Consider the following 22,062-nt stretch of genomic DNA (forward strand, 5'->3'; position numbering starts at 1 on the left):
GATACATGGCCTAACGCGGGGTATGAATGAAGCATTGGCTACTGGCGGGTTTGCTGTACGGCTTAGCTTTTCCATCATGGGAGGGCGTAGAGCTTGCACCACTGGCGTGGATTTCCCTGATACCATTGCTCTTACCCCGGTCTGTGCGACTACCCTTCTGGCGTTATTTCTACACCGCCTTACTATTTGGTGTATTCGGCAGCCTGATAGCGGGGCATTGGACATTAGGGAATAGCTGGAGCCTCGGTTTACTAGCAGTCGCGTGGCATGGCTTGATTGTTGCCCTACCGTTATGGTTATTTCGCTGGCAAGTCAGCAAGCAAGGTTATACGGCTGGATTATTCACCCTCCCGTTTTGCTGGACAGCTTGGGAATGGTTCGCTGCTAATAACCAGCCATTCTTTTGGGGAGCATTGGGAGCAACCCAATCCAATCAAACGTGGTTAGTGCAGTTCGTTGATTTGACTGGCGTGTGGGGAATCAGCTTTTGGATAGTGGCGCTGAATGCCGCATTAGCTTACCAACTGGCTATCAACAAATATTGGGCAAAATCCAGCGTGCTTACCACTATTGCCGCTACGCTTTGTGCTTTCTTATTCCCCCCCGTGCTATATGCGCAATGGTACATTCACGCCCCCACACCAAGGGTAAAAGCTGAATTACGGCTAGTCTTACTCGAACCTGATGCACAACAGCAAGCTGGGGAAAAAGCCATTTATGCCCTAATGGATACCTTAGATAAACGCCAGTTAGATATGGTGGTATGGCCTGAGTCCATCTTTCCTAATATGCCATTCCACAATCCAGACTTTGCTGACAATATCCGTCGCTGGGATACGCCCATCCTGATAAGCTTCATTGGCAACCAGCCGAATATGAGCCGCCCCGGTTTTGATGATCAATATGCCGCAGCCATGATGATGGACAACGCTACCATAACGCGGATTATGGAAGGCCCTGTACTGACGCTGTTAGAGCCGCATTACCGCAAGCAACGGCTTGTGCCACATACCGAGTTACAACTGATACCTGACGCACTGCTACGCCTTTTCCCAACGCTGGAACAATACCTGCCAGCGCGGATGCAATATGCCAAGCAAAGTAGCCCACCACTGCACCTTTCCACCCGCACGGGGCAAGCGCTCACCGTATCGCCGCTTATTTGCTATGAAGCGGTATTTCCCCATCTGGCAGCAAACGCGGCACATGATGGGGCAGATGCGTTATTCATCCTAGCCAACGACATCCACTTTGGCGCGACAGAAAGCTGGCAAGCAGCCTCCTTCGCACGGCTACGGGCAATCGAAACGCGCCGTCCGGTGGTACGCACCAGCACCTCCGGCGTGGTGGGCGTGATTGATTACCTCGGTAATTGGCAAATGCGGGATAATAGCCGCCAAGCTGGCGCATATTCAGTAACCGTGGCTCTAACGGATACCGCCCCCAGCGTTTATGGGCGCTGGATAGATATTTTCCCAAAACTATGTGCCATGATTACCCTGCTAAGCTTCTTGATGAATCATGCCAGTCGCCATTGGAGGGTAAGCATGTATGCCAACATTACTCATCGTTGATGACCACCTGTTGTTTATGGAAGGGCTTAGCCTTGTCCTCAAAATGCGAGAGCCTGCTTTTAAGCTATTACAGGCAAACACGCTGGAACTGGCAAAACAACAGATCAAGCACCATTCAGTTGACTTAATTTTACTCGACCGCACCCTCCCCGGCACAGACAGCCTTCAGCACCTACAAGCCTTCTGGGATGTTACACCAACAGTACGGATTGTAATGATTTCAGCAGCAGACTCCCCACGCTATATACGCGAAGCACTGGATGCAGGTGCTGCCGGGTTCATCCCCAAAACAGTTGATCCCAACATCATGGTTGCTGCCATCAAACGGGTATTGACTGGTGGCATTTACATACCGGAACACTTTTACCGCCAAAGCAAGGAAACGCCACTCCTCACCCCACGTCAGCAAGAAATCATGGGGCTAGCCGCTACCGGGCAAACCAACAAGCAAATAGCGCAAGCACTCAACCTAACTGAGGGTACTGTAAAAGTCCATTTCAACAGCATCCTCAAACTGTTGAGTGCCACCAACCGTACCCAAGCGGTGCAACGGGCGCGTTTGCTAGGACTTATTACCTGATGGCATTGCTCAGCCAAATCGCATTGGATGAGCGCATCCGTCTTGAGAGGACTAACGCCAGCTTGGGCGTGGTAGGCGCGACGCTCGGTGCGGCAGTACTGTTCGCCTTTTACCCCCAAAATAACCCCACAGCGCATCTCATCGGATGGTGGTTTTTACTGCAAGTTGTTGTTTGCGGGACATGGCTGGCTTTTGCCAGTACATATACCCGCTACCTTGTACAAGCAAGACGGTTATGGCCTTACATTTCTACCGCAACCAGCACACTTTCAGGTCTTATTTGGGGCATCGGATGGGAATTATTTTCACACAGCGGTAACGATACGGTCACAATTATGTTCACCGTCGCCTTAATTGCCGTGGTCGCTGGCGGCGTTATGGCAACCATCTTCCACCTGCCCACCATGTTTGCCTTCGTCGGGTGTAGTGTCATACCCACCATGTTCAGCGCCCTTGCCCAAAATAGTATTTTTTACCCGTGGTTTGCTGTGGGTACTCCCGTTTTTACCTTTGTTTGTTTGACCTTTGGGCTAAATGTCCACTATTTCCTGATGAACACCTTGGAGCAGAGGGAGAAAAACAGCCAGTTAGCACAACAACTGGCGCACGAAAAACAACAGGCCGAACAGGCAAACCAAGATAAAACCCGCTTTCTGGCGGCTGCTAGCCACGACTTACGCCAACCGTTACAAGCCATGCACTTTTTCCAGTACGCGCTAGGGGACTTACTGACAAACCCCAGCGAAGTACAAATCCTCGATAAACTCAAGGAGTCCACAACGTCACTTGCGGATTTATTAGATTCCTTACTGGATATTTCCAAGCTGGATGCAGGTACAGTGGACATTCGCCCGCACGCCTTTCCTGTCGATGACCTGTTGGGGCCACTGTATTACCAATATTCCATCGTCGCTGCCAATGCAGGGTTATCCATGCACTACGTACCCAGCAGCGTTTACCTTTACTCCGACCCAAAACAATTGGAACGGGTCATTCAAAACCTTATTGTCAATGCGATCAGACACATGGGGCAAAAAGGCCGTATTGTACTCGGTGGACGGCGGCATAATGGCAAGTTCCGTATCGAAGTATGGGATAACGGTGTGGGCATTCCTGCATCCAAACTGGGAGAGGTTTTCCGCGAATTTTACCAATTGAACAACCCGGAACGTAACCGCAACAAAGGGCTGGGCTTGGGACTTTCCATCGTCAAACGCTTGCTTGATCTGCTGGGGCATGAAATAAATGTGCGATCCACCCCCGGCAAAGCCACCATATTTTCGGTCACAGTGCCGTTAGCAAAACCTACTCCCCTATTACACACAGCAGATTTCCAACATTATTTCCACGACAAACCCGAAAAATCAGGACGGGTGCTTGTCATTGAGGATGATGAAAACGTTGCCGACTCACTCAAGATGTTGCTCGAAATCTGGGGTTATGAAGCAATCACCACACCTACCGTTACACCAGCAGTATTGGCAGATTGCCAGCATATTCAGTGCATCATCAGCGATTATCAGTTAGAGGAAGGGCAATCCGGCATTGAGGCTATCCAGCAATTGCGTGAGCAGGCGGGGGCTTGCATTCCCGCTATCCTGATCACTGGCAACACCTCACCACACGTATCCGAGGCACTGAAAAAAGTTGATGTTCGCATCAGCTACAAACCCATTAACCCCAAAGTGCTAAAACAATTACTCATTCAGGTGCTGCAACCTGCCTCTCCTCCTGTTTAGCAAGATTCCAAGCATTTTCCATCTGTTCCAGATTGGCATCCTCCAGCGAAATCCCTTGCGCTTGCAACAATGCTTCCACCCGCAAAAACCGCCGCTCGAATTTGTGGTTCGATAGGCGCAAAGCATTTTCCGCATTCACCCCCAACAACCGCGCCATATTGGTCGCCCCCATCAGCACATCACCGACTTCTTCTTCAATCCGCGCAGACGATTCACCTTGGGCAACCGCATCCCTTACCTCATCCAACTCTTCGTGGATTTTAGGGATGACTTGTTCCCAATTGTCCCAATCGAAACCGACCCGCGCTGCCCGCTGCTGCACCTTTTGGCTACGGCGTAAGGCTGGCATTGCTGTGGGTATGCCTGCAAAGAAATTATCAGGTTCGGATTTTGCGCTGCGCTCATCCTGCTTGATGCTTTCCCATGCCTGTTTTTGCGACCGTTCGTCAGAAAATACCGTATCCCCAAACACGTGCGGATGCCGCCGGATCATCTTGGCGGAAATGCCCGCCACCACATCGTTGAAGCCAAACAAACCTTGTTCCTGCGCGATTTGTGCCATAAACACGATCTGGAACAGCAAATCACCCAATTCATCACACAAGGCAGGCGCATCTTGGCGGTCAACCGCATCCGCTACCTCGTAAACCTCTTCCAGCGTATGCGGCAAGATCGTTTGCCAAGTCTGCTTGATGTCCCACGGGCAACCCTGCTGGGGATCACGCAATCGCGCCATAATCATCAACAGTTCATCGACTGGAGTACGGGCTGATCCTGTTTTGCCTTGCATCGTATTTTCCTGTGGCGTATCGTGGGCTTGTCGTGCAGTATACACAATGTGGTAATAATGCTACATTTGTAGGAGAAAGTGTGCTATGTATATGGCAGTTCAGGGTGGTTTCACCTATAATCTCCCCGAATGTTGTATATTTAGCACATTGCTGACCAAAACATCCGTGTGCGGAAGTCTGTTAAAGCAGACGAGCACAACTGACTAATTACCTCAACAATTTGAACTCAAAACCAGGCTTAAGGAGATCACAATGACTCTGAAGAAAGTTGCAGGCATCAGCATAGCTGCCCTGATGGCAGTTATGATGGCCACCACTGCTCAAGCAGCAGAAAACGGCAAATACGTCCAGAACAGCGCTGGCGAAGCTGTGAAAAACAGCAATGAAGGCACTTGCGTCCAAGCCCAATTCGGCAGTATGCCAGAAGGCTGCGAAGCTGCTCCGCCAAAACCAGAACCACCAAAACCACAGCCACCAAAACCACAACCACCTCAAAAGTTGGTTTTGAACGCTGATGCGAACTTTGACTTTGACAAAGCTACCCTGAAACCTGCTGGCAAAGCCAACTTGGATCAGTTCATGGCTGGTATGGGCGGCGCTAAAGTTTCTGCTATCACTGTTGTTGGTCACACTGACAGCGTAGGTACTGATGCTTACAACCAAGGCTTGTCCGAACGTCGTGCATCTTCCGTTGCTGGCTACCTGTCTAGCAAAGGCGTTCCTGCTGCTGCTATCCAAGCGTCTGGCAAAGGCGAATCTCAGCCAGTTGCTGACAACGGTACTAAAGCAGGCCGCGCTGCTAACCGTCGTGTAGAAGTTACAGCTAACACTGTGAAGTAATTCAACAGTGCTTTCGCGAGAAAAGCCGGGTATATCCCGGCTTTTCTTTTTTCTGCCCAGAATGAATATTTCACCCCCATGCTATCTTCAGCTATCATAGCTGGCTTTTATTTTTGGTCGGATCGTGCTTTTTCTGGAGACAGAACAATATGTCAATCAAAGTGGCAGTACCCAAGGAAACGGCTGAAGGTGAACGCCGGGTCGCTATCGAGTCCAGCGTCATCGCCAAACTCGCCAAACTGGGTGCAGAAGTCCTAGTCGAAACTGGCGCAGGCAGCGCTGCACACATCCCTGATTCTGCCTTTACGGGCGCAACCATCATCCCATCGGCGGCAGAATTGTATCAGCAAGCGGACATCGTGCTGAAAGTCCAACCCCCTGATGAAGCCGAAATCGCTTTGCTGAAAGACGGCTGCGTGTTGATTGGCACATTACAGCCTTACAAACACCCGGAACGGATCGCCGCACTCAAGGCAAAAAACATTACCGCATATGCGATGGAACTGATCCCACGCATTTCCCGCGCTCAAGCAATGGACGTACTGTCCTCGCAGGCTGCGGTTGCTGGTTACAAAGCTGCCATCATGGGCGCTGACCTTGCTTGCCGCTTCTTCCCGATGCTGACCACGGCGGCGGGAACTATCCGCCCTTCCAAAGTCATCATCATTGGCGTGGGTGTCGCTGGCTTACAGGCCATCGCTACAGCCCGGCGTTTGGGGGCAGTCGTGGAAGCGTATGACGTGCGCTCCGCCACCAAAGAGCAGGTACAATCCTTAGGTGCAAAATTCATCGAATTGGGCATCACCGCCGAAGGCGCCGGTGGTTACGCCCGCGAATTGACTGCCGAAGAAAAGCAAAAACAACAGGAAGAATTGGCGAAACACATTGCCACAGCAGATGTATTGATCACCACCGCAGCGGTTCCCGGTCGCCCTTCCCCTAAAATCATCCCCGAATCCACCGTGGATGGTATGAAATCGGGCGCGGTCATCATTGACCTTGCAGCAGAAGGCGGCGGCAACTGCACGCTGACCCAACCGGGTAAAACCATCGTGCATAACGGCGTGGTCATCCACGCACCGCTGAACGTGCCGAGCCAAGTGCCGGTACATGCTTCGGAAATGTACGCCAAAAACCTGCTGAATTTCCTCACCCCAATGCTGAAAGACGGCGCTTACGCCCCCGACTTCAATGATGAGGTAATTGCAGGGGCATTGCTTACGCACGAAGGTAAGATCATGAACGAATCCATCCGCCAATTGGTTGAAGGAGCTTAACAATGGACGGCTTTATCGCAGTTTACATCTTCATGCTGGCGGCTTTCACCGGCTATGAAGTCATTTCCAAAGTTCCTGTCATCTTGCACACGCCGTTGATGTCCGGCTCCAACTTCGTCCACGGCATCGTGCTGGTTGGGGCAATGGTGGCACTAGGGCAAGCGCAAGGCTTTATGGAACAGTTAGTCGGTTTCATCGCCGTGGTACTGGGAGCCGGGAATGCGGTCGGCGGCTACGTCGTCACTGAACGGATGCTAGAAATGTTTAAAAGCAGCAAGGGAGGGAAGTAAGCCATGAGTCTTGTTGAAATTTCTTACTTCGCAGCAGCGGTACTGTTCATCCTTGGCTTGAAACAGATGGCCTCCCCCGTTACAGCGCGGCGCGGCATCGTGTGGGCTGGCGTGGGCATGGTGCTGGCAACTGTCATTACGTTTGTCCACCCACAAGTTCACGGCAACTACCTCCTGATGTTACTGGCTATTGGTATCGGTGGAGGCATTGCATGGAAAACGGGCAAAGAAGTTGCCATGACTGATATGCCGCAAATGATTGCGCTCTACAACGGCATGGGCGGCGGCGCAGCAGCGGCGATTGCTGCGGTGGAACTGATCAAGCAGGAACCGATGTCCGATAGCGTGCAAATGCTTGCCATTTTCGGTGCATTGATTGGCTCAATTGCCTTCTCCGGCTCGCTGATTGCTTTCGCCAAATTGCAAGGCATCAAGCAATTACGCGGCGCAATCCGTTTCAAAAACCAGCAACGCATCAATGCCGGGCTGTTTGTTGTCACTGCGTGGATGGCCTTGGGCATCGCTACCAGCGGCACGGATTACGGCATGTTTACGCTGTTCCTGTTCTTCGCACTGGCGCTGGCGTTCGGCGTGATGATGACGCTGCCGATTGGTGGCGCGGATATGCCCGTGGTGATTTCACTGTACAACGCTTTCACTGGCCTTGCAGTCGGTTTTGAAGGCTTCGTGCTGGAAAACCCTGCGATGATGATTGCCGGGATCGTGGTCGGTTCTGCGGGTACGTTGCTCACGCAGTTGATGGCCAAAGCCATGAACCGCCCCATTACCAACGTCTTGTTCAGCAACTTCGGCGAAACCACGGGTGAAGCGCAGGAAGTCACTGGCGCGATGAAAGCAGTGGAAGCCCCTGACGCAGCCATCATGATGGCATTCGCGGAAAAGGTCATCATCATCCCCGGTTACGGCATGGCAGTCGCACAAGCGCAGCACAAGGTCTGGGAACTGGTGAAACTTCTGCAAGATCGCGGCGTTACCGTCAAATTCGCCATCCACCCTGTCGCTGGACGGATGCCGGGGCACATGAACGTGCTGCTGGCGGAAGCGGGCGTTCCGTATGACATCATCTATGACCTCGACGAAATCAACGAAGAGTTCAACACCGCCGATGTAGCACTGGTAATCGGTGCAAACGACGTGGTGAACCCGGTAGCACGCACTGACCCGAACAGCCCAATTTACGGGATGCCGATCTTGAATGCCGATCACGCCAAAAACGTGATCGTGGTCAAGCGTGGTCAAGGCGCTGGCTTCTCCGGCGTTGAAAACCACCTGTTCTTCGCGGACAACTGCCGGATGCTGTACGGCGACGGGCAAGCAGTAGCGAGTGAATTGATCGCGAATATTAAGGAAATCTAAGAAGCCCGTTATAAGACGCCCGGCCTATAGCACACTTTAGGCCGGGCTTAAGATACTCACTGCGGCGCTTGCCGCCACTCCTCTACCCCGCCTGTCAGCAAACCATAAACCGCCTCCGACGCCAGCTTAATCTTGCCGCCATGCAAGAAATAGCGTGTATGGGAAACCGGGTTTTCCGCCCCCAACAGCAAGGTTTCGTTGTTAAAGCTCAGTGCGACATTAGCGGGGGCAAGCCCGTACTGTTTAAGGTCTTTGCCAGTAGCGTCGTAGCTGGCCTCCACGGTTTCATCCAAAAGCGTAAGCAGTTGCGCCAACTTATTTGAATCCACATCGAATTTCTCGGGCACAAGCATTTTCCACTTGCCAGCCTGTTTTTCCAACAGCATAAACTCCGGCTTTGCCGTCCCCGGATGGTGCGCAATGGTAACGCGGGTAACGTCCGCCTTGCCCAAACCCAACAAAGTTTCTGGCGCTTTATGCTGCGCATTGGACTGCCACCAGACGAATGCCCCCAACCCCACCACCAGTAGCAGCAGCGCAAAGTTGAGTAATAAACGGCGTGATTGGGTATGATCCATTAGCGTTTCCTCCGCCGCCACCAAATGAGCGTTCCGGTCAACACCAAGCCTATCGGCAGCACGAACAGGAAAAAGATTGCCAAGACGTAACCGCTGGTTTCGCCCCATGCCAGTTGCGTATCCGGGGCGCGGATCGTCGGCACTGCCAACAGCTTGTCGTCAGCACTGAGCCAATTGAAGATGTTGCTGGCAAGATCGAGGTTTGCCCCATGCCCGACGAAATTATTGAGCATGAAATCGCTGTCGCCGACCACCACCACGCGCTGCTGGCGGCCTTTGGCATTGGCTTTATCTTTGGCGTCCAAGGTGCGCGTCAGACTTACCCCAATCGGCAACGGCCCCGGTAGGTCATTGCTGCCTTCGTCGAATGCCACAGCACCTGTCAGCACGCCACTGGTTTCCAGCCAACTGGTCGGCAAAGTATTAAGGAATTCATCCACTTGCCACGCCAACGCCCCAGTCTTTTCGTTGGCTTGCGGATCGCGGGCAACCATCGTGGCAAATGGGAACAGGGTTTGCACATTGCCCAGCTTCCGCACGATTTCAGACTTGCCGTAATCCACCACCGGAATCACTGCCGGGTGCTTGATACCCAATAATTCTTGTAAGGCTTGGTTGGCGTCAATCACCGTACCATCTTGGATTTGCAAGCCCAATAATTCTTCCAAGGGTTGCAAACCGTGCAAACCGCCAGGGTCTTGCAGCCACAGCAAGTTACCACCTTGCTCCGCATACTTTTTCAGCACCGCCACTTCACCGGGTAATAAATCCTGTTGCGGGGAAGCGATCACCGCAAAACTGGCATTTTCCGGGATGGATTGGGTGCGTACCAGATTGTGTGGTTGCACCTTGAAACCGTTGCGTTGCAGGTTTTCCACCAGCTTTGACATGCCGGTGGATTCGGTTGCCAGCGGGTTGCGCTCATTGTGGCCTTCGATGAACACCACCAAGCGTTCCCCACCCCTGCTCATGCGTTGGATAGCATTGAGCATGACCTGCTCGCCAGTCGATTCCACCACTTCGCTGCGCTCACCGAGATGGATGGCAAGCTGCCCGCTGTATTGGATGTTGTCCTGTTTTGCCCGCACCGGATCAAGATCGGGGTTGACGAATTCAATGCTGGTGTCTGGCTTTACCCGCTTGTACTTATCCACCAGCTTGTTGACCTGCGCTTGCAAAGCGGGATCATCCGGCACATAGGCAATGAATTTCAGCGGCTTATCCAGCGTTTTCAGCAAAGATTGGGTAGGCTGCGACAGGCTATTACGGCTACCATACGTCCAATCCGCCTCAAATTTGAATTCGCGCCCCAAGAAACCCAGCAAGCCAATCACCACCAAAAACAGCAGGTAGAAAATCCCGTTTTGCAAGCCAATCCAGCGGTGGGCATTTTTACTCATTTTCATGTTTTATTACCCTTGCAGCCGGTCATTATCGAGTTTACGTATGGTCAACGTCAGGAAGCCGACGATGAACAGCAGGTAATACACCAAGTCGCTGCTGTCGAACATGCCTTCCAGAAATGACAGGAAATGCCCGAAATGCGACAGGTAGACGAACACTTCGCTGCCGGTTCCCTGCGAACTACCGGAGATGTACAGCACCACCAAAAACAGCAACAGACCAAAGGTCATCACCGCCGCAATCACAGGCTGCCGGGTCAATGACGACAGGAACAAACCCGCTGCCGCAAAGGAAGCCAGCAACAACACCAACCCCAAGGCCGCGGCCGCAAACTTACCCCAATCCAAGCCCGTGCCAAAGCTCAACGACAACGGCATCAAACTCAGCAGTGCCACCATCAGCAACACAAACAGCAGCACCCCGAGGTATTTCCCCAGCACAATTTGGGTATTGGAAATCGGCGAAGCGGTCAGCAATGCCAAGGTCTGGTTCATGCGTTCTTCCGCAAACTGGCGCATGGTAATCAGCGGCATCACCACCAGCATGATGATCCCCGCCCACAGGTACAGTGCAGAAACCACCAAATCGCTGATCCCCGGCGGGTCTTCCATACCTGCCACTTGCGGTTGGATTTGCGTCAGGTATTCGTTCAACCCCAACAAAAATATCCACGCAAGGATAAACTGCACCACCGCCAAAATGCTCCACGCCAACGGTGAAACGAACATGCGGCGGAATTCGGTCAGGCCAATGGCAAAAATCGCATTCATGCAGCAACCTCCTCAGCGTGCGCTTCATTGGCATCGGCTTCACGGAAAATCAGGTCGAAAAATACCTGTTCCAGCGACTCCACGCCTTCGAGGGTATCATTGAACACCGTTTTGCCCCGATTGAGAATTTGCACCCGATCACACACCGCTTGCACTTCTGGCAAGATGTGGGTGGAAAGGATAATGCCGTGCTCTTGCCCCAACTCACGGATCAGACGGCGGATTTCGCGGATTTGGATCGGGTCGAGGCCAACCGTAGGTTCGTCGAGGATGACCACAGCGGGGTTATGCAAGATCGCTTGGGCAATCCCGACGCGCTGGCGGAAGCCCTTAGAGAGATTGCCGATCAGGCGCTTGCCGACGCTTTCCAGCCCACAACGCTCCGTGGCGCGATCCACCGCCGCCTTGCGCTCCTTGACAGGAACGTTACGCAAACGGGCGCAGTAGTGCAGGTATTCACCCACGGTCAGGTCGCGGTAAACGGGCGGCTGTTCCGGCAAGTAGCCGATTTGCTGTTTGGCTTTGCGCGGTTCGTCCAGCAGGTCGATGCCATTGATAAGGATTTCGCCCATCGTGGGGGCAAGGTTGCCGGTCAACATCTGCATGGTGGTAGATTTGCCTGCACCATTGGGGCCGAGCAACCCTAACACTTCGCCCTTGCGCAGTTGTACCTCCAGATTGTCGACAGCGCAGTGGTCACTGTAGTAACGTGACAGCCCCGATGCTACCACCAATAGTTCTTGCTGATTATTTATCATGCTTCCCATGCCTGTGTAATGGCTTATGACGTTTGATTTTGCCTGCTGCGAGTATAAGGACTGCTGTCCCAAATGTGAACAATCCGCCAAGCTGGATTGACGGCGGCGTGCCGAACGCATTAGGCTTATACAGAGGGAGTCAGTAAAGACAGGGAATAGTATCCGCCAGCAACAACCGATAGGTGCAAAGGTTAGGGCGTGACGGAGTGGGTTAGTACTGACAAAATGCTGGAGAACGGACAACAAATGATCAAGTTACTACAAAGGGAATGGTATCTGCTCACTAGCAGACCCCATAAAGATGAAGTGGCAGAGGAAAATTTGGACAGGCAGGGGTATGAAGTTTACCGTCCGCTTGCCAAACGCCTGCACAAAAGCCGGGGAAAAATGGTGACGCGCGTTGAGTCCCTGTTTCCCCGTTACATGTTTATCCATTTAGATGGTGGCATTCACGACAACTGGGCACCGATCCGTTCGACCTTAGGGGTCAATACCTTGGTGCGCTTCGGCAGGGCAAATTTGCCTACCCCTGTACCTGAATCCTTGATCCTGACCCTGAAAGCTCAAGAAGACATGCTAGGGGAAAAAGCGATTGACCTTGACCGCTTCCACACGGGTGAAAAGGTCATCATCACCGAAGGCCCTTTCAAAGGATTGGAAGCTGTGTTCCAACAGTACGATGGTGAAAATCGCGCTTTTATCCTGTTGAAAATTTTGCAAACGCAACGCCCCAGCAAAATGGTAATCTCGCCCGCCCACTTGTATGCAGCGGCTTAATGGTTGAGCATCCGCCCGCCATCCACCGGAATCACTTGCCCGGTGATGTAATCGGCGTCGCGCACCAAAAATAATACCGTTTTCGCAATATCTTCCGGGCTGCCTTCACGTTTGAGGGCAGTCCGGGCCAGTAAATCTTGGTGCATGGCGTGGTTTTCCGCCATTTCAGGCCACAGGATTGCGCCGGGGGCAACACCGTTCACCCGCACTTCCGGCCCCAACTCCCGCGCCAGTGATTGGGTCAGCATCAGCAAGCCCGCTTTCGCCGCGCAATACGCCGGGTAATTTTTCAGGGGACGGAAACCGTGGATGTCCACGATGTTGATGATACAGCCGTGGTTAGCGCGTAACTGCGGCGCAGCGGCTTGCGCCAGAAACAACGGTGCTTTCAGGTTAGTTCCGATCAGGTCGTCAAACTGCTGTTCGGTCAGCGTGCCAATCGGCGTGGGATAAAAGGAAGAAGCGTTGTTTACCAACACATCCAACTTTCCGGCTTGCGTGACGGTTTGCGCAATCAGGTGTGACAAACTGGCAATGTCCAGCAAATCGCCTTGCAGCAGGAAACAGGAACCCGCACGTTGCGCATTCAGTTCCGCCTGTAAACTTTCCGCCGCCGCCACAGAACTGCGGTAATGGATCACCACCGTTGCCCCTGCCGAGTGTAAAGTGCGGGCAATCACTGCGCCGATACGCCGCGCCGCACCCGTCAGTAACACTACTTTGCCTTCTAATGTCGCCATACCCTACCTTTACGTTATAAGCTGCACCTTTTGCACCCCATCATAACCCGACATGCGCTTTACCGACACATTACCCACACCGCCCGCCGAGGCTTTGGCACACAGCGAACAACTTGCCACCCGCATCCGCACTGCAATCACCGCCAATGGCGGCCGCATCCCGTTCCGCGAATTCATGCAGATGGCCTTGTACGAACCCGGCTTAGGCTACTACGTGGCAGGCTCGCGCAAGATCGGCAAGGAAGGCGACTTCATTACCGCGCCGGAAATTTCCCCACTGTTTTCGCATTGCCTTGCCAACCAGTGTGCGCAAGTACTGATGGAACTCGGCGGCGGTGACATTCTGGAACTGGGTGCTGGCAGCGGCGTGATGGCAGCGGATATATTGCAACGCTTGGAAATGCTCAATTGCTTACCGCAGCGTTACCGCATCCTTGACCTTAGCCCGGAATTGCGTGATCGGCAACGCCAGACCTTACAAGCGAGGGTTCCGCATTTGCTGGAAAGGGTGGAATGGCTGGATCGCCTACCTGAAACGCCGATGCGCGGAGTGATTGTGGGGAATGAGGTGCTAGACGCGATGCCGGTGGAGCTATTTTCCCTCGTGGGTGGGGAAAAGGTCATCCGACAGGTCGCAATGCAAGGTGATGGCTTCGGTTTGGTGGAGGTTGGTGGCGAATACACTTCCGAATTCAACCCCGCCCTGCCCGGCTGGATGCGCAGCATGGCGGAAGTGTTGGAAGCGGGTGTGCTGCTACTGATTGATTACGGTTACGAGCACGACGATTATTACCACCCCGACCGCAGCCAAGGCACGCTGATTTGCCATTACCAACACCGCGTGCATAACCAACCGCTGCTTTACCCCGGTTTGCAGGACATCACTGCCAGCGTGGATTTCACTGCCGTGGCTGAAGCGGGCGTGGATGCGGGGCTAGAATTGGGCGGTTACACCACCCAAGCGGCGTTCCTTGCCAGCAGCGGGCTGGAGGACTTGTTCGTGCAAGCCTTACAGGACAACCCGGCAAACCAGTACAAACTGGCGCAGCAAGTGCGCACTTTGAGCCTACCGTCGGAAATGGGCGAACGTTTCAAGGTGATTGCCCTGAGCAAAGGATTTTCAGCGGAGTTGGTCGGATTTCGGTTTGCCGACCAGCGACATCGCCTATAATCTTCCCACAAAATCACAGCTTAAAGGACACTCATGGATATTATCCTGCTTCTCAAAGCCGCCATCATGGGTCTGGTGGAGGGCGCTACCGAATTTTTGCCAGTTTCCAGCACTGGGCATCTGATTCTGGCGGGCGATTTGCTCAATTTTATGGATCACGACCGCCGTAGCGTGTTTGAAATTGCCATCCAGTTGGGGGCAATCCTCGCGGTGGTGTGGGAATACCGTGCCCGTTTCGTCAGCACTTTCGCAGGCATTGGGCGTGACCCGATTGCTAACCGCCTGATCATCAATTTGGCGATTGCCTTCCTGCCGCTAGCGATTCTCGGTTTGGCCTTTGGCAAAATCATCAAGGCACACCTATTCGCGCCTGTGCCAGTAGCGATTGCGTTCATCGTTGGGGCATTCGTGATTTTATGGGCGGAAAAGCGACAGCACACCGTCACCATTCCCACGGTCGATGACATCCGCCCAATGGATGCGTTGAAACTGGGGCTGGCGCAAGCAGCAGCATTGATTCCCGGCACATCGCGTTCCGGGGCAACCATCATCGGTGGGCTGTTCTTTGGCCTGTCGCGCCAAGCAGCAGCGGAATTTTCGTTTTTCCTCGCCGTACCAACACTGGGCTTGGCTTCTGCTTACGAGATGTACAAGGCGCGTGACCTGTTCAGCGGCGGCGACCTCGGCACGTGGGCGGTCGGGTTCGTGGTTTCCTTCCTCAGTGCGATGGTCGCGGTGCGGGCATTAATCCGCTACGTCAGCCATCACGACTTCACGGTGTTCGCGTGGTATCGGATTGCGTTTGGGGTAATCGTACTGATCACGGCTTACAGCGGGCTGGTCAACTGGGTGGATTGATAACGGCAATGGGGGTTTGGAGGTCAACCATTCCAGCCCCCTGCGCATCTTCTTGCCCAGCGGGATTTCCAAATAACGGTGGGTAAAGTGCGAATAAATCAGCACCGTGACTAAAGTCAGCCCCAATACCACCGGCTTATCCCAACCCTGCGGCTTGGCGAAGTAACGCACCACCATCAGCACCACCAAATGGTTGAGGTATACCGAATAGGAAATTTCCCCCAGATACGCCAGCTTACGCACCACGCGAGACAGCCAGCCTTGCTCAAAGGCAAAAATAGCGACCATCAGCAGCGAAAGGTAGGGCACGAATACATCCATACCCATCGACGAGCCAGTGCGGCTCCAGATAATCCCCAGTACCGCCAATGCACAGAGCACTTCCAGCCACTTGGCATAACGTTCCACACGCCAATCGCCCCGGTAAAACAAGTACAGCCGGTACGACACAATCCCCAACAGGAACGATGACATCCCGCGCAACAACCCAGAATTGAGGAAACCGAAATAGTTTTCCGCCTGCGTATTCAACTGCCCGTGCTGCACAAATAGCACCATCACGCCCAATGTCCCCAGCAGGAACAGGATGCCGCTACGGGTAGCACGGGTAATCAGAAAAATGAACAGGACATTGACCCAAAATTCCACCGCTACCGACCAACTGGGGTAATTCCACGTCAGCCCCTGTGGGTTGAGGCCAATATTGTGCGTCATGGTCAGGTTCTGGATGAAGGTGAACAACGCCCCATCCGGGAACGTGGGCATCGTCCAGTAGATCAGCCAATGCACCAACATAAACATCAGCAAGGTATAGAGGTGCAAGGGATACAAGCGGGCAATACGGTGATTAATAAATTCCAGCGGGGACGCTTGCCTGCCACCATACAGGTAGCGGTGCGACAAGATAAAACCGCTCAGCACCAAAAAGAAATCCACCGCCAAATAGCCCAAACCGCCGTAGACGTGGAAATACACCACCCATAAAGCCGCCAAACCCCGCAGGGCATCCAACGCCAAGAAACGCTGCCCGCTTACCGAAACCTTTTCCACACACATAACCCTTTAGAACAATGCCTTACCTTTGGCGCTCAACGCCTTGACCTGCACCACGGAACGGCTACCACTCGCCGTATCCTTGCGGAACCCCACCCGCGCCAGCACAAAACCGGCACGTTCCCAAAAGCGCAGCAGCTCAGGGGTCATGGCATAACTGACCCCAATATAATCCGCACCACCTTGGGCAGCGAATTCTACCAGATGTTCCAATAATTGCCCGCCCAATCCCCTGTTTTGTAAGTTTGGGTGGACAGCGATGCGCATTACCCGTTCACACAGCAGTTCTGCCGCGCCGGGAATTTTGGCGTGAAATGTCAGCGTCTGCGGCACGGGATGCCCGTGTGGACGGCGTTTTCCGGCATGGATTGCGGCAGTTAGTTCCGGGTCAAGTCCCCCTTCGCGGGACAACAGGGCGACGGCAACAATCGTGCTTTGCTGTTCAAGGACGTGGATGGAAATGTCGGGGGCATCAAGCATCTGGCGCAGGTCGGAGGGGCGAGTTTGGTAATGGGCAGTGATCAGTAGGCCAAAGAGTTGGCGTAGGAGGGGTTCATTTTCTACCAATTCATCGCGGTTTAAATGGTGGTACTCCGCACATCCCCCCCCATCCCCAACCCTTCCCCCGCTAGGGGGGAAGGGGGCAAGATCGGCATCGAGTAACAGTGTTTGGTTTATGAACTGTTCCAACGGATCATGTTCCGCCCAACGGATCGGTTGGTGCAAACGCAAGGATTGCCAGCCCGGAACCCGCTCATCCAATGCTTTCTGGAAACGCAACGCAAAGCCGCGCCCGCTCCCCTCATAGCCATGCAAAGTCGTCGAAAATACACAGCGGGGGTAATGTTCCAGCATTTGCAACAGCAGTGGCACAGGAATCGCCGCCGCTTCATCCACCAGTAACACATCACCTTCCGGCAAGGTTTGCAGCAAATCATCGGGAGCAAAAAATTGCGGCGGGTTTGTTGCCGCGTGCTTAAAAACCGTTTCGACAGTAGCGCGGGAAGGCGCGGTCAGCAGCACCCGCTTTCCTGCATCAATCAATTGGCTCGCCGCCATACCGAGAGCCGCAGACTTGCCACGCCCCCGATCAGCCGTTAAAACCACTGGAACTTCAGATTGCAGAATGCTTTGGACAGCACTGGCTTGACTCCCCCCCCCTCGCCCGCTTAGCGGGAGAGGGGGACGGGGGGTGAGGGTTTTCAACATCCGCACAAACCGCCCCAAAAACCTTCCCCGCACATCCGCCGCCGTATATGGATACGGTAAAAACCGCCGGTAATCCGGGTCAGCGAACCCTGCCCAGTCGTCCAACGGCGGAGTAAGCAGGAACAACGTCCCGCCCCCACGCAAAGTCCCGCTGACCGCCGCGAAGGCATTCACATCAAAACCGCTGTGGGCATCGAACACGAGCGCAGCGCATTCTTGCCCCAGCAAGGTATGTGTTTTTTTGGCAGGTAACGCCCCCGCCACCTCCGCCGTGGTAATCCAGAAAGTGTCCGAACCCGCAGGCAGCAGGCATTGCACCCGCTGCAAACATTCCGCCTGCGAACCGGCAATGACCTCCAGTTTACGCGGCAGGTTGCTTATACCGCATCCCGTCCTTCTTCGCCGGTACGGATACGGATCGCTTGTTCCACCGGAATGACGAAAATCTTACCGTCGCCGATTTTGCCGGTATAGGCCGTCTTCTGGATGGTTTCCAGTGCGATGTCCAGTTGCTCTTCCTTAACCACGATTTCCAGCTTCACTTTTGGCAGGAAATCGACCACGTATTCCGCACCCCGGTACAGTTCGGTGTGGCCTTTGGTACGCCCGAAACCGCGTACTTCCACCACCGTCATCCCGGTGATGCCGATTTCCATCAGTGCTTCGCGCACGTCATCCAGCTTGAAAGGTTTGATGATGGCCTGAATCAGCTTCATGCTTGCTCCTTTGGATTGTGAAAAGGTAAATTTTTACGCCATGCCGACGTGATTGGGTAACGCCAGTCCTTGCCAAACCCACGTCCGCTGATGCGCACGCCGGGGGCAGCCTGCCGCCGTTTGTATTCGCTCAATAATACCAGATTCACCACACGTTGGACTGTGGCAACCTCAAAACCGTTGGCAACGATAGCATCCAATGCCTCATCGCCTTCAATGAAACACTGCAAAATCGCATCCAGCACATCATAAGGCGGCAAGGAATCCTGATCCACCTGCCCCGGCGCTAACTCTGCCGATGGCGGACGCTCAATCACCCGCTGCGGAATCGCCAACCCCAAGGTGTTACGGTATTCCGCCAACTTGTACACCCACGTTTTGTACACATCTTTCAAGGGAGAAAACGCCCCCGCCATGTCGCCGTAAAGTGTCGCATAACCCACCGCGCTTTCGCTCTTATTGCTGGTGGAAAGCAACAACTTACCGAGTTTATTGGACAGCGACATCAGCAACACGCCCCGGATACGCGCCTGCAAATTCTGCTCAGTCACGTCCACCGCACGGTCTTCAAATTCGGGCGTCAAAGTTTGCATGAAACTGTCGTAAATGGAAGCAATCGGCAAGTTACGGTAATTCACCCCCAGCCATGCGGCTTGCTGGTGTGCATCCTCCAAACTCATGCCGGAGGTGTAATGGAACGGCATCATCACCGCTTCGACATTTTCCGCACCCAAAGCATCGACTGCAATCGCCAATGTCAGCGCCGAATCAATGCCGCCGGAAAGCCCCAGCAATATGCCGGAAAAACCGTTCTTGTGGACGTAATCACGCACGCCGGTGACGAGGGCTTGGTAGATTAACGCGGTAAGGTCAGCGGGCGTATGCAATACGCTCCCCCTACAACAATCCATTTCCCAATCCTGTACAAACACCCCTTCGGTAAACGCTTGCGCCCGGAACACGATATTGCCCGCCGCATCCACCAGCATCGAATCGCCATCGAACACCAGTTCATCTTGCCCACCGACCAGATTGACATACGCCAAGGGGCACTGGTTACTGGCGGCTTGCCGTTGTAGCAATGCGGTACGTTGCTCTTGCTTATCATAGCTAAACGGGGAAGCATTCAACACGCACAAGGCTTGCGCACCAGCGGCGACGGCGGCTTTCGCTGGGGCATCTTCCCAAATGTCTTCGCAGATCAGGATACCGACACGCACGCCTGCCACCTCAACCACTAAGGATTCGCTGCCCGGTGTGAAATAGCGCTTTTCGTCGAACACCCGGTAATTGGGCAAACATTGCTTAGCGTATTCTGCCAGCACTTGCCCGTCACGCAGGACACAAGCCATGTTTTGCAGCTTTCCCGCTCGTCGCAAGGGTGCGCCGAGGACAACGGTGATGCCGTGGGTTGCTGCCGCGATGTCAGCCACACCCGCTTCCATCTGCTTGAGGAAATCGGGGCGGAACACCAAATCTTCCGGCGGATAGCCTGCCAGCACCAGTTCGGGGAACACAATCAAATCAGCCTGTTGCTGTTTGGCTTGGGTGATGGCGTCTTTGACGTGGCGGAGATTCGCCTGCACATCCCCAACACACACGTTCAACTGCGCCAATGCGATGCGTAATGTCTGATTTTTCTTTTGCACGGTGTCATAAAACTGTATTGTTACCAGCCAAAGACTATACCTGAAAAGGGTGCAATACATCATGTCCCGTATTCTTTTTATCCTTGTTTTGCTGCTAGTCGGGTTTCTTCTGCTAAAATCGCATCAGCGCAAGAAACATTTGCAACAACAACATAAACAACAGAAATCTTCGTCCGGTCGAATCCTAAAAAATACCCGCGTGCTACGTTGCCAGCACTGCGGCTTACATGTACCGGAAGACGAAGCCATTTCCCAGGGGGGAAAACACTTTTGCAGCCTGGAACACGCGAAACAACATTTGACCAAAAGCTAGTCCCTGTATTCCTGCACGAAGACCCGTGGAACCTACTGCGCCTCTATCACGTCTACCGCCTGACCCTTGCCGGGGCATTGCTGGTGGCGCTGGTGATGGAACATGGGCAAGTACGGCTGGGGGAATACCAACCGGAAATGTTCCAGTGGTTAACGGGCACTTACCTGTTCATTGCCGTTCTCAGCAACCTGTCGTCTTATTTCCAATGGCCGGATTTGTCGGTGCAAACGGTCTTTTTCGTGCTGCTGGACATCGCCATCCTGCTCGGGCTGATCTATTCCAGCGGTGGGATTGAAGGCGGCTTCGGCATCTTGCTGCTGATCCCGATCCTGATCCCCTACCTTGGCAACCCCGGTCACGTTTCACTGATGCTGGCGGCCTTAACGGGCATGACGCTGGTTGCCATGCAAATCTGGTTGCAGTCCAAAGGCGTGGCGGAGCAAGTCAGTGTCATGCACGGCGGGCTGATTGCCTTGTTCATCATGCTGGTCAGTTGGGCGAGCAACCGTTGGATACGCAAAGCCAGCGCGATGGCCTCCCTTGCCCAACGGCGCGGCATCGACCTTGCCAATATGTCGCAACTCAACCAGTCGATCCTTGACCGGCTGGAATCCGGCATTCTGGTGGTGGAAGGTTCCGGCGCAATCCGCCACATGAACCAAGCTGCGTGGGATATGCTCGGCCAACCCGGCAACTGGCGCAGCAAACCCTTGCAGCAATTCGCCCCGGAACTCGACCAGCACTTGCAGCATTGGTTACATAAAGTCAGCCCACGCCTCGCCAGTTTCGACATCCGCCACCAAGGGACTACCGAAGTGCGGGCGCGTTTCTCACAATTGGGCACGCAAGCCCGCCGCGCCACCATGATCAATCTGGAAGACACCACCGAGCAGCGCGAAAAATTACAAAGCGTAAAACTGGCATCCCTAGGCCAATTGACCGCCAGCATTGCCCACGAAATCCGTAATCCATTGGGGGCCATCAGCCATGCTGCCCAATTGCTCACGGAATCGCAAAATATGGACAAGGCCGACACGCGCCTGTTACAGATCATCCAGTCCAATGCGCGGCGCATGAATTTGACCATCGAAAGCGTGCTCAACCTTTCCCGCAAGAAAACACCCAACCGCGAACGCTTGGCACTCAAGCTATGGCTGCATGAATTCCGCAAAGACTTCATCCTGCAAAACAAATTGCGCGAAGAGCAAGTTAGCCTATTCATCGAACCTGCCGACACCGTGATTGAATTTGACCCCGCACACTTGCACCAAATTATCTGGAACCTGTGCCGCAATGCGCTCAAGTATGCCCACGATGACCCGCGCAAGCTGCAATTGGACATTCAAGGCGGCAACCCCACCCATACCCGTGACATCATGCTCAACATCATCGACAATGGGCGAGGTATGACAGAAGCACAACGCCAGCGCCTATTTGAGCCATTTTTCACCACCAGTACCCAAGGCACAGGGCTGGGTTTGTTCATGTCGCGGGAATTGTGCCTAAGCAATGGCGCAAGCCTCGAATACGTTGCCCTGCCGAGCGGGGGAAGCTGCTTCCGCATCGTTTTCTCGCGCAACCGCTAATGGATAACAAAA

General features: G+C 53.8%; 22 protein-coding genes. 12 read left to right on the forward strand and 10 right to left on the reverse strand.

Translation table 11 applies throughout. From position 1 onward, the window contains the following. Positions 1-26 precede the first annotated feature (26 nt). Genes lnt through PHE17_RS00595 form a run of 3 tightly spaced genes read left to right on the forward strand, consistent with a single transcriptional unit; the run spans position 27 to position 3,893 of the window. Positions 27-1,574 carry an apolipoprotein N-acyltransferase gene (lnt, locus tag PHE17_RS00585; protein WP_301013837.1) on the forward strand — a complete coding sequence of 516 codons (1,548 nt, stop codon included), beginning with the start codon at positions 27-29 and terminating at the stop codon, positions 1,572-1,574. Further along, on the forward strand, positions 1,552-2,154 hold the full coding sequence (locus PHE17_RS00590) for a response regulator transcription factor (protein WP_301013838.1): 603 nt from the start codon (positions 1,552-1,554) through the stop codon (positions 2,152-2,154). The genes lnt and PHE17_RS00590 overlap by 23 nt, the downstream gene beginning before the upstream one ends. Beyond that, a complete protein-coding gene (locus tag PHE17_RS00595) occupies positions 2,154-3,893 on the forward strand; it encodes an ATP-binding protein (RefSeq protein WP_301013840.1) in 1,740 nt (579 codons plus the stop codon). The genes PHE17_RS00590 and PHE17_RS00595 overlap by 1 nt, the downstream gene beginning before the upstream one ends. On the opposite strand, the gene mazG is transcribed toward PHE17_RS00595, so the two are convergent. Continuing rightward, positions 3,856-4,683: a nucleoside triphosphate pyrophosphohydrolase gene (gene mazG, locus PHE17_RS00600; RefSeq protein WP_301013841.1), complete on the reverse strand. Its 828-nt coding sequence runs from the start codon at positions 4,681-4,683 to the stop codon at positions 3,856-3,858. The genes PHE17_RS00595 and mazG overlap by 38 nt on opposite strands. Before the next feature lie 253 nt (positions 4,684-4,936). Between mazG and PHE17_RS00605 the strand changes: the two genes are divergently transcribed. From PHE17_RS00605 to PHE17_RS00620, 4 genes are all read left to right on the forward strand, one after another. Beyond that, positions 4,937-5,524 carry an OmpA family protein gene (locus PHE17_RS00605; RefSeq protein WP_301013842.1) on the forward strand — a complete coding sequence of 196 codons (588 nt, stop codon included), beginning with the start codon at positions 4,937-4,939 and terminating at the stop codon, positions 5,522-5,524. Between the two features lie 149 nt (positions 5,525-5,673). Beyond that, positions 5,674-6,801 carry a Re/Si-specific NAD(P)(+) transhydrogenase subunit alpha gene (locus tag PHE17_RS00610; protein WP_301013843.1) on the forward strand — a complete coding sequence of 376 codons (1,128 nt, stop codon included), beginning with the start codon at positions 5,674-5,676 and terminating at the stop codon, positions 6,799-6,801. Between the two features lie 2 nt (positions 6,802-6,803). Beyond that, a complete protein-coding gene (locus tag PHE17_RS00615; protein ID WP_301013844.1) occupies positions 6,804-7,091 on the forward strand; it encodes an NAD(P) transhydrogenase subunit alpha in 288 nt (95 codons plus the stop codon). 3 nt (positions 7,092-7,094) lie between these two features. Further along, on the forward strand, positions 7,095-8,468 hold the full coding sequence (locus PHE17_RS00620) for an NAD(P)(+) transhydrogenase (Re/Si-specific) subunit beta (protein ID WP_301013845.1): 1,374 nt from the start codon (positions 7,095-7,097) through the stop codon (positions 8,466-8,468). 56 nt (positions 8,469-8,524) lie between these two features. Here the strand turns inward: PHE17_RS00620 and PHE17_RS00625 are convergent, their stop codons facing one another. The 4 genes from PHE17_RS00625 to PHE17_RS00640 are packed head-to-tail and all read right to left on the reverse strand — an operon-like array spanning position 8,525 to position 11,978. Continuing rightward, on the reverse strand, positions 8,525-9,046 hold the full coding sequence (locus PHE17_RS00625) for a DUF4340 domain-containing protein (protein WP_301013846.1): 522 nt from the start codon (positions 9,044-9,046) through the stop codon (positions 8,525-8,527). Beyond that, positions 9,046-10,452: a Gldg family protein gene (locus tag PHE17_RS00630; RefSeq protein ID WP_301013847.1), complete on the reverse strand. Its 1,407-nt coding sequence runs from the start codon at positions 10,450-10,452 to the stop codon at positions 9,046-9,048. Before PHE17_RS00630 ends, PHE17_RS00625 begins: the two co-directional genes overlap by 1 nt. A gap of 6 nt (positions 10,453-10,458) precedes the next feature. Beyond that, positions 10,459-11,220 (reverse strand): ABC transporter permease subunit, encoded by a 762-nt coding sequence (locus tag PHE17_RS00635; RefSeq protein WP_301013848.1) that lies wholly within the window; start codon positions 11,218-11,220, stop codon positions 10,459-10,461. After that, a complete protein-coding gene (locus tag PHE17_RS00640) occupies positions 11,217-11,978 on the reverse strand; it encodes an ABC transporter ATP-binding protein (RefSeq protein ID WP_301013849.1) in 762 nt (253 codons plus the stop codon). The genes PHE17_RS00635 and PHE17_RS00640 overlap by 4 nt, the downstream gene beginning before the upstream one ends. Before the next feature lie 246 nt (positions 11,979-12,224). On the opposite strand from PHE17_RS00640, the gene PHE17_RS00645 reads away from it, so the two are divergent. After that, entirely contained in the window at positions 12,225-12,755 is a 531-nt protein-coding gene (locus tag PHE17_RS00645; protein WP_301013850.1) for a transcription termination/antitermination NusG family protein, read from the forward strand. On the opposite strand, the gene PHE17_RS00650 is transcribed toward PHE17_RS00645, so the two are convergent. Then, positions 12,752-13,495 carry a pteridine reductase gene (locus PHE17_RS00650; protein WP_301013851.1) on the reverse strand — a complete coding sequence of 248 codons (744 nt, stop codon included), beginning with the start codon at positions 13,493-13,495 and terminating at the stop codon, positions 12,752-12,754. The genes PHE17_RS00645 and PHE17_RS00650 overlap by 4 nt on opposite strands. Positions 13,496-13,547: 52 nt before the next feature. Between PHE17_RS00650 and PHE17_RS00655 the strand changes: the two genes are divergently transcribed. Further along, positions 13,548-14,666, forward strand: a complete 1,119-nt coding sequence (locus PHE17_RS00655) for an SAM-dependent methyltransferase (protein ID WP_301013852.1) — start codon at positions 13,548-13,550, stop codon at positions 14,664-14,666. 33 nt (positions 14,667-14,699) lie between these two features. Further along, positions 14,700-15,524: an undecaprenyl-diphosphate phosphatase gene (locus tag PHE17_RS00660; protein ID WP_301013853.1), complete on the forward strand. Its 825-nt coding sequence runs from the start codon at positions 14,700-14,702 to the stop codon at positions 15,522-15,524. On the opposite strand, the gene PHE17_RS00665 is transcribed toward PHE17_RS00660, so the two are convergent. From PHE17_RS00665 to PHE17_RS00680, 4 genes are read right to left on the reverse strand one after another with little or no spacing between them, the layout of a single operon-like run. Further along, positions 15,411-16,574, reverse strand: coding sequence for an acyltransferase (locus PHE17_RS00665; RefSeq protein ID WP_301013854.1), 1,164 nt, complete (start codon positions 16,572-16,574; stop codon positions 15,411-15,413). The genes PHE17_RS00660 and PHE17_RS00665 overlap by 114 nt on opposite strands. Positions 16,575-16,586: 12 nt before the next feature. Next, on the reverse strand, positions 16,587-18,104 hold the full coding sequence (locus PHE17_RS00670; protein WP_301014048.1) for a GNAT family N-acetyltransferase: 1,518 nt from the start codon (positions 18,102-18,104) through the stop codon (positions 16,587-16,589). A 59-nt stretch (positions 18,105-18,163) separates the two neighbouring features. Next, positions 18,164-18,502, reverse strand: a complete 339-nt coding sequence (locus PHE17_RS00675) for a P-II family nitrogen regulator (protein WP_301013855.1) — start codon at positions 18,500-18,502, stop codon at positions 18,164-18,166. Then, on the reverse strand, positions 18,499-20,151 hold the full coding sequence (locus PHE17_RS00680; protein WP_363320051.1) for an NAD+ synthase: 1,653 nt from the start codon (positions 20,149-20,151) through the stop codon (positions 18,499-18,501). Before PHE17_RS00680 ends, PHE17_RS00675 begins: the two co-directional genes overlap by 4 nt. Before the next feature lie 61 nt (positions 20,152-20,212). On the opposite strand from PHE17_RS00680, the gene PHE17_RS21680 reads away from it, so the two are divergent. After that, positions 20,213-20,464, forward strand: coding sequence for a PP0621 family protein (locus tag PHE17_RS21680; RefSeq protein WP_363320052.1), 252 nt, complete (start codon positions 20,213-20,215; stop codon positions 20,462-20,464). Continuing rightward, complete coding sequence (locus PHE17_RS00685; RefSeq protein ID WP_301013856.1) at positions 20,422-22,050, forward strand: ATP-binding protein; 1,629 nt, start codon at positions 20,422-20,424, stop codon at positions 22,048-22,050. Before PHE17_RS21680 ends, PHE17_RS00685 begins: the two co-directional genes overlap by 43 nt. Positions 22,051-22,062 lie beyond the last annotated feature (12 nt).

Source organism: Thiothrix sp., from assembly GCF_028714775.1.
Lineage (GTDB): Bacteria > Pseudomonadota > Gammaproteobacteria > Thiotrichales > Thiotrichaceae > Thiothrix.